The organism is Escherichia sp. HH26CH (assembly GCF_009820205.1).
Classification (GTDB): domain Bacteria; phylum Pseudomonadota; class Gammaproteobacteria; order Enterobacterales; family Enterobacteriaceae; genus Escherichia; species Escherichia coli_F.
The window spans coordinates 153,916-168,376 of record NZ_VNXM01000019.1 but is presented as its reverse complement, the minus strand read 5'-3'; the positions used below and the strand labels follow the sequence as shown (position 1 = coordinate 168,376).

Genomic DNA, 14,461 nt, shown 5'->3' with positions numbered 1-14,461 from the left:
TTTCAGGAGTGAGGGTAGAGCGGGGTTTCCCCCGCCCTGGTAGTCTTAGTAAGCTGGGTAGCTAACGACTAAGAGCACCACGATGATGAGTATCTTCATCATGACCCTTTCCTTATTTAAGGCCCCTTCCTCGGGAGGGGCTTTCCCGTTTCAGCGTCCCACTGAAATCGTCGGCTTACCTCCTTTCGCCCTGAATGCAGTCTATCGCTAACGCGTAGATAAAATAGTTTCATCTGTGATTATTGCGTAACGACTCGCAAAGAATATTTGCTAGCAGGATCGCAGACTGCAAAGCCTGCGGATTGACATTCTGACCGTGAAGGCATATTTTCAGGAGTGAGGGTAGAGCGGGGTTTCCCCCGCCCTGGTAGTCTTAGTAAGCTGGGTAGCTAACGACTAAGAGCACCACGATGATGAGTATCTTCATCATGACCCTTTCCTTATTTAAGGCCCCTTCCTCGGGAGGGGCTTTCCCGTTTCAGCGTCCCGCTGAAATCGTCGGCCTACCTCCTTTTGCCCTTAATGCAGTCTATCGCTAACGCGTAGATAAAATAGTTTCCTGTGTTATTACTGGATGCGTGCTCGCAAAAGTGCCCGTCATTCAGACGATTCCCGACAGTGTTTCATAATTCCTCCATTTTTCTCCCTTATTGGCTGGCTACACTAGTATCATTCCGCGAAACGTTTCAGGAAGAGAAACTCTTAACGATGAAAGGCAGTTATAAATCCCGTTGGGTAATCGTAATCGTGGTGGTTATCGCCGCCATCGCCGCTTTCTGGTTCTGGCAAGGCCGCAATGAATCCCAGAGCGCAGCGCCAGGTGCGACGAAGCAAGCACAGCAGTCGCCAGCCGGTGGCCGCCGTGGTATGCGTTCCGGCCCATTGGCCCCGGTTCAGGCAGCAACTGCCGTGGAACAGGCGGTTCCGCGTTACCTCTCCGGGCTTGGTACGATTACCGCTGCTAACACCGTTACGGTGCGCAGCCGCGTGGACGGCCAACTGATGGCGTTGCATTTCCAGGAAGGCCAGCAGGTCAAAGCAGGCGATTTATTGGCAGAAATTGACCCCAGCCAGTTCAAAGTTGCTTTAGCACAAGCCCAGGGCCAACTGGCAAAAGATAAAGCCACGCTTGCCAACGCCCGCCGTGACCTGGCGCGTTATCAACAACTGGTAAAAACCAATCTCGTATCTCGTCAGGAACTGGATGCCCAACAGGCGCTGGTCAGTGAAACCGAAGGCACCATTAAGGCTGATGAAGCAAGCGTCGCCAGCGCACAGCTGCAACTCGACTGGAGCCGCATCACCGCACCAGTCGATGGTCGCGTTGGTCTCAAGCAGGTTGATGTTGGTAACCAAATCTCCAGTGGTGATACCACCGGGATTGTGGTGATCACCCAGACGCATCCTATCGATTTAGTCTTTACCCTGCCGGAAAGCGATATCGCTACCGTTGTGCAGGCGCAAAAAACCGGAAAACCGCTGGTGGTAGAAGCCTGGGATCGCACCAACTCGAAGAAATTAAGTGAAGGCACGCTGTTAAGTCTCGATAACCAAATCGATGCCACTACCGGTACGATTAAAGTGAAAGCACGCTTTAATAATCAGGACGATGCGCTGTTTCCCAATCAGTTTGTTAACGCGCGCATGTTAGTCGACACCGAACAAAACGCCGTGGTGATCCCCACCGCCGCCCTGCAAATGGGCAACGAAGGCCATTTTGTCTGGGTGCTGAATAGCGAAAACAAGGTCAGCAAACATCTGGTGACGCCGGGCATTCAGGACAGTCAGAAAGTGGTGATCCGCGCAGGTATTTCTGCAGGCGACCGCGTAGTGACGGATGGCATAGATCGTCTGACCGAAGGGGCGAAAGTGGAAGTGGTTGAAGCTCAAAGCGCCACCACTTCGGAAGAGAAAGCCACCAGCCGCGAATACGCGAAAAAAGGAGCGCGTTCCTGATGCAGGTGTTACCTCCGAGCAGCACAGGCGGTCCGTCGCGCCTGTTTATTATGCGTCCTGTTGCCACCACGCTGCTGATGGTGGCGATCTTACTCGCCGGGATTATCGGATATCGCGCCCTGCCCGTTTCGGCGCTGCCGGAAGTGGACTATCCGACCATTCAGGTGGTCACGCTCTACCCTGGCGCCAGCCCGGATGTCATGACCTCCGCCGTTACTGCGCCGCTCGAACGCCAGTTCGGGCAGATGTCTGGCCTGAAACAGATGTCATCGCAAAGTTCCGGCGGCGCGTCAGTTATCACCTTGCAATTCCAGCTAACATTGCCGCTGGATGTCGCCGAGCAGGAAGTGCAGGCCGCGATTAACGCCGCCACTAACCTGTTGCCGAGCGATCTGCCTAACCCTCCGGTATACAGCAAAGTGAATCCGGCAGATCCGCCGATCATGACGCTTGCCGTCACATCAACCGCCATGCCGATGACGCAAGTGGAAGATATGGTGGAAACCCGCGTCGCGCAGAAGATCTCGCAGATTTCCGGCGTCGGGCTGGTGACGCTTTCCGGCGGTCAGCGTCCGGCTGTTCGCGTCAAACTTAACGCCCAGGCGATTGCCGCCCTCGGCCTGACCAGCGAAACCGTGCGCACCGCCATTACCGGTGCTAACGTTAACTCGGCTAAAGGTAGCCTCGACGGCCCTTCCCGCGCGGTCACCCTTTCCGCGAACGACCAGATGCAATCCGCCGAAGAGTATCGCCAGCTAATTATTGCCTACCAGAACGGCGCGCCGATTCGTCTTGGTGATGTCGCAACCGTTGAACAAGGCGCAGAAAACAGTTGGCTTGGCGCATGGGCGAACAAAGAACAGGCCATTGTGATGAATGTTCAGCGCCAGCCTGGTGCCAACATTATCTCCACCGCCGACAGTATCCGACAGATGCTGCCACAGCTTACCGAGAGTCTGCCGAAATCGGTAAAAGTGACGGTACTTTCCGATCGCACTACCAATATCCGCGCATCAGTCGACGATACCCAGTTTGAACTGATGATGGCTATCGCGCTGGTAGTCATGATTATCTACCTGTTTCTGCGCAATATTCCGGCGACCATCATTCCTGGCGTCGCCGTGCCGCTGTCGTTAATCGGCACCTTCGCGGTCATGGTGTTTCTCGATTTTTCGATCAATAACCTGACGCTGATGGCGTTAACCATCGCCACCGGATTTGTGGTCGATGACGCCATCGTGGTGATCGAAAACATTTCCCGCTATATCGAAAAAGGCGAAAAACCGTTGGCGGCGGCGCTCAAGGGCGCGGGTGAAATCGGCTTTACCATTATCTCGCTGACCTTCTCACTGATTGCGGTGTTGATCCCACTGCTGTTTATGGGCGATATCGTCGGGCGACTGTTCCGCGAATTTGCTATTACTCTGGCCGTCGCGATTTTGATCTCAGCCGTGGTGTCGCTGACCCTGACACCGATGATGTGCGCGCGGATGCTCAGCCAGGAGTCGCTGCGTAAACAGAACCGCTTCTCCCGTGCCTCGGAGAAAATGTTCGACAGGATAATCGCCGCCTATGGTCGTGGACTGGCGAAAGTGCTGAATCATCCGTGGCTAACCTTAAGCGTGGCGCTCAGCACGCTGCTGCTTAGCGTGCTGCTGTGGGTGTTCATTCCGAAAGGTTTCTTCCCGGTGCAAGACAACGGCATTATTCAGGGCACTTTGCAGGCACCGCAATCCAGTTCCTTTACCAATATGGCCCAGCGGCAACGCCAGGTCGCGGATGTGATTTTGCAGGATCCGGCGGTGCAAAGCCTGACCTCATTTGTTGGCGTTGATGGCACTAACCCGTCGCTGAACAGTGCGCGTTTGCAGATCAACCTCAAACCGTTGGATGAACGTGATGATCGGGTGCAAAAAGTCATCGCCCGTCTGCAAACGGCGGTGGATAAAGTGCCGGGCATCGATCTCTTCCTGCAACCAACGCAGGACCTGACCATCGATACTCAGGTCAGCCGCACCCAGTACCAGTTTACCTTGCAGGCCACCTCACTGGATGCGCTCAGTACCTGGGTGCCACAGTTGATGGAAAAACTCCAGCAACTGCCACAGCTTTCTGATGTCTCCAGCGACTGGCAGGACAAAGGGCTGGTGGCGTATGTCAATGTTGATCGCGACAGCGCCAGCCGTCTGGGGATCAGCATGGCGGACGTCGATAACGCCCTGTACAACGCGTTTGGTCAGCGACTGATTTCCACTATTTATACTCAGGCCAACCAGTATCGCGTGGTGCTGGAACACAACACCGAAAATACCCCAGGCCTCGCGGCGCTGGATACTATCCGCCTGACCAGCAGCGACGGTGGCGTGGTACCGCTAAGCTCAATTGCCAAAATTGAGCAGCGTTTTGCGCCACTCTCCATCAACCATCTGGATCAGTTCCCGGTAACGACCATCTCCTTTAACGTGCCGGATAACTATTCGCTGGGCGATGCGGTGCAGGCGATTATGGACACCGAAAAGACGCTGAATCTGCCGGTGGATATCACCACGCAGTTCCAGGGTAGCACCCTCGCCTTCCAGTCGGCATTGGGCAGCACTGTCTGGCTGATTGTCGCGGCAGTAGTGGCGATGTATATCGTGCTGGGTATTCTGTACGAAAGCTTTATTCACCCGATCACCATTCTCTCGACGTTGCCAACGGCAGGTGTTGGCGCACTGCTGGCGCTAATGATTGCCGGAAGTGAGCTGGATGTGATCGCCATCATTGGCATTATTTTGCTGATCGGTATTGTGAAGAAAAACGCCATCATGATGATCGACTTCGCGCTGGCAGCCGAGCGCGAGCAAGGCATGTCGCCGCGCGATGCTATTTACCAGGCCTGTCTGCTGCGTTTTCGCCCGATCCTGATGACCACTCTGGCGGCTCTGCTTGGCGCGTTGCCGCTGATGTTAAGTACCGGGGTCGGCGCGGAACTGCGTCGTCCGTTAGGTATCGGCATGGTCGGCGGTCTGATTGTCAGCCAGGTGCTGACGCTGTTTACCACGCCGGTGATTTATCTGCTATTCGACCGCCTGGCATTGTGGACCAAAAGCCGCTTTGCTCGCCATGAAGAGGAGGCGTAAGTGAAGTTTTTTGCCCTCTTCATTTACCGTCCGGTGGCGACAATTTTACTGTCGGTTGCCATTACCCTGTGCGGCATACTGGGCTTCCGTATGCTGCCGGTCGCCCCGCTGCCACAGGTCGATTTTCCGGTGATTATGGTCAGCGCCTCGCTGCCCGGTGCGTCGCCGGAGACAATGGCGTCTTCCGTTGCCACTCCGCTGGAGCGCTCACTTGGGCGCATTGCCGGGGTCAGTGAAATGACCTCCAGCAGTTCGCTTGGCAGCACGCGTATTATTTTGCAGTTTGATTTTGATCGGGATATCAACGGCGCAGCGCGCGATGTGCAGGCGGCGATCAACGCTGCACAAAGTTTGCTGCCCAGTGGGATGCCCAGCCGTCCGACCTATCGCAAAGCGAACCCGTCGGATGCGCCAATTATGATCCTCACGCTGACATCCGATACTTATTCGCAGGGTGAACTGTACGATTTTGCCTCGACGCAACTGGCTCCGACAATTTCGCAAATCGACGGCGTCGGTGATGTCGATGTCGGCGGCAGCTCGTTGCCCGCCGTGCGCGTTGGGCTGAACCCGCAGGCGCTGTTTAATCAGGGCGTGTCGCTGGACGATGTGCGCACTGCCATCAGCAATGCCAACGTGCGTAAACCGCAGGGCGCGCTGGAAGATGGCACTCACCGCTGGCAGATCCAGACTAACGATGAACTAAAAACCGCAGCCGAATACCAACCGCTGATTGTTCATTACAACAACGGCGGCGCGGTTCGTCTGGGTGATGTGGCGACGGTGACCGATTCGGTGCAGGATGTGCGCAACGCCGGGATGACCAACGCTAAACCGGCTATTTTGCTGATGATCCGCAAGCTGCCGGAAGCCAATATTATCCAGACGGTAGACAGCATCCGGGCAAAATTACCGGAGTTGCAGGAGACCATTCCGGCGGCGATTGATCTGCAAATTGCCCAGGATCGCTCTCCCACCATTCGCGCCTCGCTGGAGGAAGTCGAGCAAACGCTGATTATCTCGGTGGCGCTGGTGATTCTGGTGGTCTTTTTATTCCTGCGCTCGGGTCGCGCCACTATTATTCCCGCCGTTGCGGTGCCGGTTTCGCTGATTGGTACGTTTGCGGCGATGTACCTGTGCGGTTTCAGTCTCAATAATCTTTCGTTAATGGCGCTGACCATCGCTACAGGCTTTGTGGTGGATGATGCCATCGTGGTGCTGGAAAACATTGCCCGTCATCTGGAAGCGGGAATGAAACCGTTGCAAGCCGCGCTGCAAGGTACTCGCGAAGTCGGCTTTACGGTACTGTCGATGAGTCTGTCACTGGTGGCGGTGTTCCTGCCGCTGCTGCTGATGGGCGGATTGCCGGGCCGACTGTTACGCGAATTTGCCGTGACGCTTTCTGTCGCCATTGGTATTTCGTTGCTGGTTTCCCTGACGTTAACGCCGATGATGTGCGGCTGGATGCTAAAAGCCAGCAAGCCGCGCGAGCAAAAGCGTCTGCGTGGTTTTGGTCGCATGTTGGTTGCTCTGCAACAAGGCTACGGCAAGTCGCTGAAATGGGTGCTCAATCATATCCGTCTGGTGGGCGTGGTGCTGCTTGGCACCATTGCTTTGAATATCTGGCTGTATATCTCGATCCCGAAAACCTTCTTCCCGGAGCAGGACACCGGCGTGTTGATGGGCGGGATACAGGCGGATCAGAGTATTTCGTTTCAGGCGATGCGCGGTAAGTTGCAGGATTTTATGAAAATTATCCGTGACGATCCGGCAGTGGATAATGTCACCGGCTTTACCGGTGGCTCGCGGGTGAACAGTGGGATGATGTTTATCACTCTCAAACCACGCGACGAGCGCAGCGAAACGGCGCAGCAAATTATCGACCGTCTGCGGGTGAAGCTGGCGAAAGAACCGGGGGCGAATCTGTTCCTGATGGCGGTACAGGATATTCGCGTTGGCGGACGTCAGTCGAACGCCAGCTATCAGTACACGTTGTTATCCGACGACCTGGCGGCGCTGCGCGAATGGGAGCCGAAAATCCGCAAAAAACTGGCAACGTTACCGGAACTGGCGGACGTGAATTCCGACCAGCAGGATAACGGCGCGGAGATGAATCTGGTTTACGACCGCGACACTATGGCACGACTGGGAATCGACGTGCAGGCCGCCAACAGCCTGTTGAATAACGCCTTCGGGCAGCGGCAAATCTCGACCATTTACCAGCCGATGAACCAGTATAAAGTGGTGATGGAAGTGGATCCGCGCTATACCCAGGACATCAGTGCACTGGAAAAAATGTTCGTCATTAATAACGAAGGAAAAGCGATCCCTCTGTCATATTTCGCTAAATGGCAACCGGCGAATGCCCCGCTGTCGGTGAATCATCAGGGATTATCGGCGGCCTCGACCATCTCGTTTAACCTGCCGACCGGGAAATCGCTCTCGGACGCCAGTGCGGCGATCGACCGCGCAATGACCCAGCTTGGTGTGCCTTCGACGGTGCGTGGCAGTTTTGCCGGAACAGCGCAGGTATTCCAGGAGACGATGAACTCGCAGGTAATCCTGATTATCGCAGCCATCGCCACGGTGTATATCGTGCTGGGTATCCTTTACGAGAGTTACGTGCATCCACTGACGATTCTCTCCACCCTGCCCTCGGCGGGCGTTGGGGCGCTGCTGGCGCTGGAGCTATTCAATGCCCCGTTCAGCCTAATCGCCCTGATAGGGATCATGCTATTAATCGGCATCGTGAAGAAAAACGCCATTATGATGGTCGATTTTGCGCTCGAAGCCCAACGGCACGGTAACCTGACGCCGCAGGAAGCTATTTTCCAGGCCTGTCTGCTGCGTTTTCGCCCGATTATGATGACTACCCTGGCGGCGCTGTTTGGTGCGCTGCCACTGGTGTTGTCGGGCGGTGACGGCTCGGAGCTGCGCCAACCCCTGGGGATCACCATTGTCGGCGGTCTGGTAATGAGCCAGCTCCTGACGCTGTATACCACGCCAGTGGTGTATCTCTTCTTCGACCGTCTGCGGCTGCGTTTTTCGCGTAAACCTAAACAAACGGTAACCGAGTAAATGACAGATCTTCCCGACAGCACCCGCTGGCAATTGTGGATTGTGGCTTTCGGCTTCTTTATGCAGTCGCTGGACACCACCATCGTTAACACCGCGCTTCCCTCAATGGCGCAAAGCCTTGGGGAAAGTCCGTTGCATATGCACATGGTCATTGTCTCTTATGTACTGACCGTGGCGGTGATGCTGCCCGCCAGCGGCTGGCTGGCGGACAAAGTCGGCGTGCGCAATATTTTCTTTACCGCCATCATACTGTTTACCCTCGGTTCGCTGTTTTGCGCGCTTTCTGCCACGCTAAACGAACTGTTGCTTGCTCGCGCGTTACAGGGCGTTGGCGGCGCGATGATGGTGCCGGTCGGCAGGTTAACAGTGATGAAAATTGTTCCGCGTGAGCAATATATGGCGGCGATGACCTTTGTTACGCTGCCCGGTCAGGTCGGCCCACTATTGGGTCCGGCGCTCGGCGGCCTGCTGGTGGAATACGCGTCCTGGCACTGGATCTTTTTGATCAACATTCCGGTAGGGATTATCGGTGCGATCGCCACGCTGATGTTAATGCCAAACTACACCATGCAGACGCGGCGTTTCGATCTCTCCGGTTTTTTGTTGCTGGCGGTCGGCATGGCGGTATTAACGCTGGCGCTGGATGGCAGTAAAGGCACGGGACTTTCACCGCTGGCGATTGCCGGACTGGCAGCGATTGGCGTGGTGGCACTGGTGCTTTATCTGCTGCACGCCAGAAACAACAACCGCGCCCTGTTCAGTCTGAAACTGTTCCGCACTCGTACATTTTCGCTGGGCCTGGCGGGGAGCTTTGCCGGACGTATCGGCAGTGGCATGTTGCCCTTTATGACACCGGTTTTCTTACAGATTGGCCTCGGTTTCTCGCCGTTCCATGCCGGACTGATGATGATCCCGATGGTGCTCGGCAGCATGGGAATGAAGCGAATTGTAGTGCAGGTGGTGAATCGCTTTGGCTACCGTCGGGTACTGGTGGCGACCACACTGGGCCTGTCGCTGGTCACCCTGCTGTTTATGACTACCGCTCTGCTGGGCTGGTACTACGTTTTGCCGTTCGTCCTGTTTTTACAAGGAATGGTCAACTCGACACGTTTCTCCTCCATGAACACCCTGACGCTGAAAGATCTACCAGACAATCTGGCGAGCAGCGGCAACAGCCTGCTGTCGATGATTATGCAATTATCAATGAGTATCGGTGTCACCATCGCCGGGCTGTTGCTGGGGCTTTTTGGTTCACAGCATGTCAGCGTAGACAGCAGCACCACACAAACCGTCTTTATGTACACCTGGCTTAGCATGGCGTTTATCATCGCCCTTCCGGCGTTTGTCTTTGCCAGAGTGCCAAACGATACGCATCAAAATGTCGCTATTTCACGGCGAAAAAGGAGCGCGCAATGAAGTTCTGGCGACCCGGTATTACCGGCAAACTGTTTCTGGCGATTTTCGCCACCTGCATTGTCTTATTGATCACGATGCACTGGGCGGTACGTATCAGTTTTGAGCGCGGCTTTATCGATTACATCAAGCATGGTAATGAACAACGGCTGCAAATGCTCGGCGATGCGCTTGGTGAGCAGTACGCCCAGCACGGGAACTGGCGCTTCCTGCGTAATAACGATCGCTTTGTATTTCAGATCCTACGTTCGCTGGAGCATGATAACAACGAAGATAAGCCCGGCCCCGGTATGCCGCCACACGGTTGGCGCACGCAATTCTGGGTGGTTGATCAAAACAACAAAGTGCTGGTTGGCCCGCGAGCACCGATTCCACCAGACGGCACACGGCGGCCCATTATGGTCAATGGGGCGGAAGTGGGTGCGGTGATCGCCTCCCCTGTTGAACGACTGACCCGCAATACCGATATCAATTTTGACAGACAACAGAGGCAAACCAGTTGGCTGATTGTCGCTTTATCTACCTTGTTAGCGGCGCTGGCGACATTCCCACTGGCGCGCGGTTTGCTGGCTCCGGTCAAACGACTGGTGGACGGTACACACAAACTGGCAGCGGGCGATTTCACTACTCGCGTGACGCCCACCAGTGAAGATGAATTGGGCAAACTGGCGCAAGACTTCAACCAGCTCGCCAGCACGCTGGAGAAAAACCAACAGATGCGCCGCGATTTTATGGCCGATATCTCCCACGAGCTGCGCACACCTTTAGCGGTACTGCGCGGCGAACTGGAAGCTATTCAGGATGGCGTGCGTAAATTCACCCCGGAGACGGTGGCTTCTTTACAGGCAGAGGTCGGTACACTGACCAAACTGGTGGACGATCTTCATCAATTGTCGATGTCTGATGAAGGCGCTCTCGCCTACCAGAAATCGTCGGTGGATCTGATCCCGCTACTGGAAGTCGCGGGTGGCGCATTTCGTGAGCGTTTCGCCAGCCGCGGGCTGAAACTGCAATTTTCCCTGCCAGACAGCATTACCGTATTTGGCGATCGCGATCGTTTAATGCAGTTGTTCAATAACTTACTGGAAAACAGCCTGCGCTATACCGACAGCGGCGGCAGCCTGCATATCTCTGCCGAGCAACATGACAAAACGGTGCGCCTGACCTTTGCCGACAGTGCACCGGGCGTTAGTGACGCTCAACTGCAAAAATTGTTTGAGCGTTTTTATCGCACCGAAGGTTCCCGCAACCGTGCCAGCGGCGGTTCCGGCCTGGGGCTGGCGATTTGTCTTAACATTGTTGAAGCACATAATGGTCGCATTGTTGCCGCTCATTCGCCTTTTGGCGGGGTAAGCATTACAGTAGAGTTACCGCTGGAACGGGATTTACAGAGAGAAGTATGACCGAGTTACCAATCGACGAAAACACGCCACGTATTTTGATCGTGGAAGATGAACCGAAGCTGGGGCAGTTGCTTATCGACTACCTGCGTGCTGCGAGCTATGCGCCGACGCTTATCAGCCACGGCGATCAGGTACTGCCATATGTGCGCCAGACACCACCGGATCTGATCCTGTTGGATCTGATGCTCCCTGGCACCGATGGCCTGACGTTGTGTCGGGAAATTCGTCGTTTTTCTGACATTCCGATCGTAATGGTGACAGCAAAAATCGAAGAGATCGACCGCCTGCTCGGGCTGGAGATTGGCGCAGATGATTATATCTGTAAGCCGTACAGTCCACGGGAAGTGGTAGCACGCGTCAAAACCATTTTGCGCCGTTGCAAACCGCAGCGTGAGTTGCAGCAACAGGATGCTGAAAGCCCGTTGATTATCGACGAAGGTCGTTTTCAGGCTTCATGGCGCGGTAAAATGCTTGACCTGACGCCTGCGGAATTTCGTCTGCTGAAAACGCTCTCTCATGAACCGGGAAAAGTATTCTCCCGTGAGCAGTTGTTGAACCACCTTTATGACGACTACCGCGTAGTAACTGACCGCACCATCGACAGCCACATTAAAAACCTGCGCCGCAAGCTGGAAGCACTGGACGAAGAGCAGTCTTTTATCCGCGCCGTCTACGGTGTCGGTTATCGCTGGGAAGCCGACGCTTGCCGCATCGTTTAACATTTTTACCTGCCGGAGAAGGCATTCACGCCACATCCGGCAGCATTATCCCGCGCATTGTCGGCTATCTGACATTATCTCTCCGCCCTGGCAAGCACCTGAAAATCGCTCATACTTTAATCGGCAAACAGTCCTTTTAGATGCTGTTTTCGATACGCAATTTCAATCAAGGAGTCATTATGGCTGGTTGGTTTGAACTCAGTAAGAACAGTGATAATCAATTCCGGTTTGTGCTAAAAGCGGGCAATGGGGAGACTATCCTCACCAGCGAGCTGTATACCTCAAAAGCCTCTGCGGAAAAGGGCATCGCGTCAGTGCGTAGCAACAGCCCACAAGAAGAACGCTATGAGAAAAAAACAGCAAGTAACGGCAAATTCTATTTCAATCTGAAAGCCGCCAATCATCAAATTATCGGCTCCAGCCAGATGTACGCCACCGCGCAATCTCGTGAAACCGGAATTGCCTCCGTTAAAGCCAATGGCACAAGCCAGACGGTGAAAGACAATACGTAATTACGATGCCGGGCGTGGGTTGTTGGCGTCCGGCTTTATTTCCGACTCTCACGGCATTACTATCACGACTGGAATTATTCACTTTAAATGGATTTAACATGCAATTACCCTTTTTCATATCTTTAGTTTTGCTATTGTCGGCTAATGCACATGCTGAGATAACTGACGAGCAAATTAACACTGATTGCGCGAAAATCACCATGTATGCAAGCCAGGGGCAGGCATTGTATAAAGCGAAAAACTACCCTGCGGCACGCAAATACTTCGAACAGCAAGCCGCATGGAGTGAAGACTGTAAAGCTAATGATGAGAAAGCGATCGCCACGGCTTATAACAATGTCGCACTGACCTGGATGCGTGAGAATCAATGGCGCAAAGCCCGTGCCTGGCTCATGCTTCTACCGCAAGATTCCAAATCCATCTACAATTTGCAACTTATCAAAGATAATCTCGCAGATTTGCCCTCTGATTTTTCAACAACCAATGAATACTGGAGCTACGCGGGCAAAGCGACATGGAATACGTTCATCTTTAAACCCGCGCGGTTAACAGGCAAGATGCAGGTAGATTTTCAGGGTTATTACTTTGGTATGATGGGCATTTACAGTGGGCCAAATATCGGTGAGTTTTCTGAATCTGTAACGCTGAACAATGGCACAGGCGTAATTGCATTGCGTGATGATGCAGACAATATGATTCACTGCAATATTGCTCTCAAACTTACTACCGAAACGCTTAAAGTAAGCACCAATACGCCGAACGACTGCGGCTTCGGGGCCAACGTTAGTGCAGACGGCCCTTACCTTCGTGTCGATTGAGCAGACCGGGATGAAATGATTAAAGATACTTAGATTCTTATTGACAGAAAATAACCGCCCGCAAATTCGACAAGCAACGTTGTTTAGTCTTACTGATCGAGCTATAGAAATTCCTCCGGCGTTGAACAGCGCATTACTGCTGGATAACAATACGTTGATCCGTCTACGCGCTAAAAACATGCTTAATGACGTCATGGATGTTGCGCAATTCTGGCGTCATGTTGTCACCTCAACTGAATATACTCCCTCACAGCGCCGGGCTGCTTTATATGGTCTGGACTCCATTCATGATGCCAATATTTTAAAACTGGCAGAATGGGGATTATCTCAGAATGTATTCCCACTGCGTTTAGCCGCAATGCACATTCTTGCAAAAGATAATCCTGATGGCGATGTCAAAAAGACTATTCTCAGCACACTGGCAAACCCGGACGCTACCGGGCTGCGATTAATGGTTAACATCTGTGTATGGTGTCGCGTTCCGCTCACGTTCGAGGAAATACGGCAGTTGCAGGAAAACGCACCGTCAGTTTAACATGCTTGCGCATATTGTCGGCTTTATCATAGTTTGAACAAATGGGACGGTTTAATTCTTCTGCTGCAATCGCAACACAAGCTAACTGAAGAATTTGCAGGTAAACAGCTCGCAATATGGCAACGCAAATTCAATCTTTCGGACATTCAACCAAATGCTCCTCAGCGTCAGCAACTTCAGGCGCTTTTTACCTGCAATCCGGAACTTCACAACAGATTATGGGGTTGCATTCCCTTCAAATAACATCACTGCTTGCGGGCGGATAAATCTTTATCACGCCCCACAATCACCAATCTGATCCACCACCGTCAGATACCAGTCACGGTCATAACCGTAAAGTTGACTTAAATAAAATACCAGTCCATCGCTCCCCCCTTCTGGCGCAGCGACCACACGCACGGCCCCGTACTCCATTCGACGCGCTGCGGCAATCTGCGCATCAGAAATAGTGTTTCGCGGTGAACCAAACATCTGCGTGAAGACCAAATTACGGCTGACTTTATGGTGTGTATCGCTGCTGCTAATAAAATATCCGTGCTTATTCCAGCCACGTTCACAGTCAAATTCCGGGATAGTTTTCTTATCAAACTCTTCATCTCGCGGAATATGTTCCCATGCCGAAGGCCACAGTAAATACTCGGGAACAGGCGTTTTAAAATCAATTGACTTAAAATTTTCGACATCCATCGAAGCGCCACGCTGGAAGAGAACATACAACCCCGTTTTTTTATCAATTAACGAGTTGATTAATTGAGCATCTTCTTGCTGAAAGCCGATAATCACCTTGCGAGCAGTCTCCTCCAGCGAAAGACCGGCAGTAGCGGGCAGAGAAAACAGAACCAACAGAGCCAGCGTGATTCCCTTCTTTAACATCCACATGTTTTAACTCCTCAGCATTCACAGTC

Annotated in this window: 12 protein-coding genes; 9 read left to right on the top strand and 3 right to left on the bottom strand. The window is 53.4% G+C overall.

The genetic code is table 11. The features are described from left to right. Positions 1 to 45: 45 nt before the first annotated feature. Together FQ015_RS07725 and FQ015_RS07720 are read right to left on the bottom strand one after the other, a co-directional pair. Positions 46 to 102 (bottom strand): type I toxin-antitoxin system Ibs family toxin, encoded by a 57-nt coding sequence (locus tag FQ015_RS07725; protein ID WP_100249771.1) that lies wholly within the window; start codon positions 100 to 102, stop codon positions 46 to 48. 271 nt (positions 103 to 373) lie between these two features. Next, positions 374 to 430, bottom strand: a complete 57-nt coding sequence (locus FQ015_RS07720; RefSeq protein WP_100249771.1) for a type I toxin-antitoxin system Ibs family toxin — start codon at positions 428 to 430, stop codon at positions 374 to 376. A 278-nt stretch (positions 431 to 708) separates the two neighbouring features. Here FQ015_RS07720 and mdtA point away from each other — a divergent pair, with 278 nt between their 5' ends. From mdtA to FQ015_RS24150, 9 genes are all read left to right on the top strand, one after another. Continuing rightward, positions 709 to 1,956, top strand: a complete 1,248-nt coding sequence (gene mdtA / locus FQ015_RS07715) for a multidrug efflux RND transporter subunit MdtA (protein WP_160523928.1) — start codon at positions 709 to 711, stop codon at positions 1,954 to 1,956. Continuing rightward, positions 1,956 to 5,078, top strand: a complete 3,123-nt coding sequence (gene mdtB / locus FQ015_RS07710) for a multidrug efflux RND transporter permease subunit MdtB (RefSeq protein WP_160523927.1) — start codon at positions 1,956 to 1,958, stop codon at positions 5,076 to 5,078. Before mdtA ends, mdtB begins: the two co-directional genes overlap by 1 nt. Further along, complete coding sequence (gene mdtC / locus FQ015_RS07705) at positions 5,079 to 8,156, top strand: multidrug efflux RND transporter permease subunit MdtC (protein WP_160523926.1); 3,078 nt, start codon at positions 5,079 to 5,081, stop codon at positions 8,154 to 8,156. Then, the gene (locus tag FQ015_RS07700) at positions 8,157 to 9,572 is read left to right on the top strand and encodes an MFS transporter (protein WP_160523925.1); all 1,416 of its coding nucleotides are present in this window, start codon (positions 8,157 to 8,159) and stop codon (positions 9,570 to 9,572) included. After that, positions 9,569 to 10,972 carry a two-component system sensor histidine kinase BaeS gene (baeS, locus tag FQ015_RS07695; protein ID WP_160523924.1) on the top strand — a complete coding sequence of 468 codons (1,404 nt, stop codon included), beginning with the start codon at positions 9,569 to 9,571 and terminating at the stop codon, positions 10,970 to 10,972. The genes FQ015_RS07700 and baeS overlap by 4 nt, the downstream gene beginning before the upstream one ends. Continuing rightward, a complete protein-coding gene (gene baeR, locus FQ015_RS07690) occupies positions 10,969 to 11,691 on the top strand; it encodes a two-component system response regulator BaeR (RefSeq protein WP_000137876.1) in 723 nt (240 codons plus the stop codon). The genes baeS and baeR overlap by 4 nt, the downstream gene beginning before the upstream one ends. Before the next feature lie 179 nt (positions 11,692 to 11,870). Further along, positions 11,871 to 12,203, top strand: coding sequence for a YegP family protein (locus tag FQ015_RS07685; protein WP_005075721.1), 333 nt, complete (start codon positions 11,871 to 11,873; stop codon positions 12,201 to 12,203). A gap of 98 nt (positions 12,204 to 12,301) precedes the next feature. After that, positions 12,302 to 13,021 carry a tetratricopeptide repeat protein gene (locus FQ015_RS07680; protein WP_160523931.1) on the top strand — a complete coding sequence of 240 codons (720 nt, stop codon included), beginning with the start codon at positions 12,302 to 12,304 and terminating at the stop codon, positions 13,019 to 13,021. A gap of 121 nt (positions 13,022 to 13,142) precedes the next feature. Continuing rightward, positions 13,143 to 13,556: a hypothetical protein gene (locus tag FQ015_RS24150; protein WP_237427020.1), complete on the top strand. Its 414-nt coding sequence runs from the start codon at positions 13,143 to 13,145 to the stop codon at positions 13,554 to 13,556. 273 nt (positions 13,557 to 13,829) lie between these two features. Here FQ015_RS24150 and FQ015_RS07670 read toward each other — a convergent pair whose 3' ends face one another. Then, positions 13,830 to 14,435: a hypothetical protein gene (locus FQ015_RS07670; RefSeq protein WP_039021731.1), complete on the bottom strand. Its 606-nt coding sequence runs from the start codon at positions 14,433 to 14,435 to the stop codon at positions 13,830 to 13,832. Positions 14,436 to 14,461 lie beyond the last annotated feature (26 nt).

Coding starts and splice junctions, on each gene's coding strand:
- mdtA (WP_160523928.1), top strand. CDS start 709: ATGAAAGGCAGTTATAAATCCCGTTGGGTAATCGTAATCGTGGTGGTT.
- mdtB (WP_160523927.1), top strand. CDS start 1,956: ATGCAGGTGTTACCTCCGAGCAGCACAGGCGGTCCGTCGCGCCTGTTT.
- FQ015_RS07700 (WP_160523925.1), top strand. CDS start 8,157: ATGACAGATCTTCCCGACAGCACCCGCTGGCAATTGTGGATTGTGGCT.
- baeS (WP_160523924.1), top strand. CDS start 9,569: ATGAAGTTCTGGCGACCCGGTATTACCGGCAAACTGTTTCTGGCGATT.
- baeR (WP_000137876.1), top strand. CDS start 10,969: ATGACCGAGTTACCAATCGACGAAAACACGCCACGTATTTTGATCGTG.
- FQ015_RS07685 (WP_005075721.1), top strand. CDS start 11,871: ATGGCTGGTTGGTTTGAACTCAGTAAGAACAGTGATAATCAATTCCGG.
- FQ015_RS07680 (WP_160523931.1), top strand. CDS start 12,302: ATGCAATTACCCTTTTTCATATCTTTAGTTTTGCTATTGTCGGCTAAT.
- FQ015_RS07670 (WP_039021731.1), bottom strand. CDS start 14,435: ATGTGGATGTTAAAGAAGGGAATCACGCTGGCTCTGTTGGTTCTGTTT.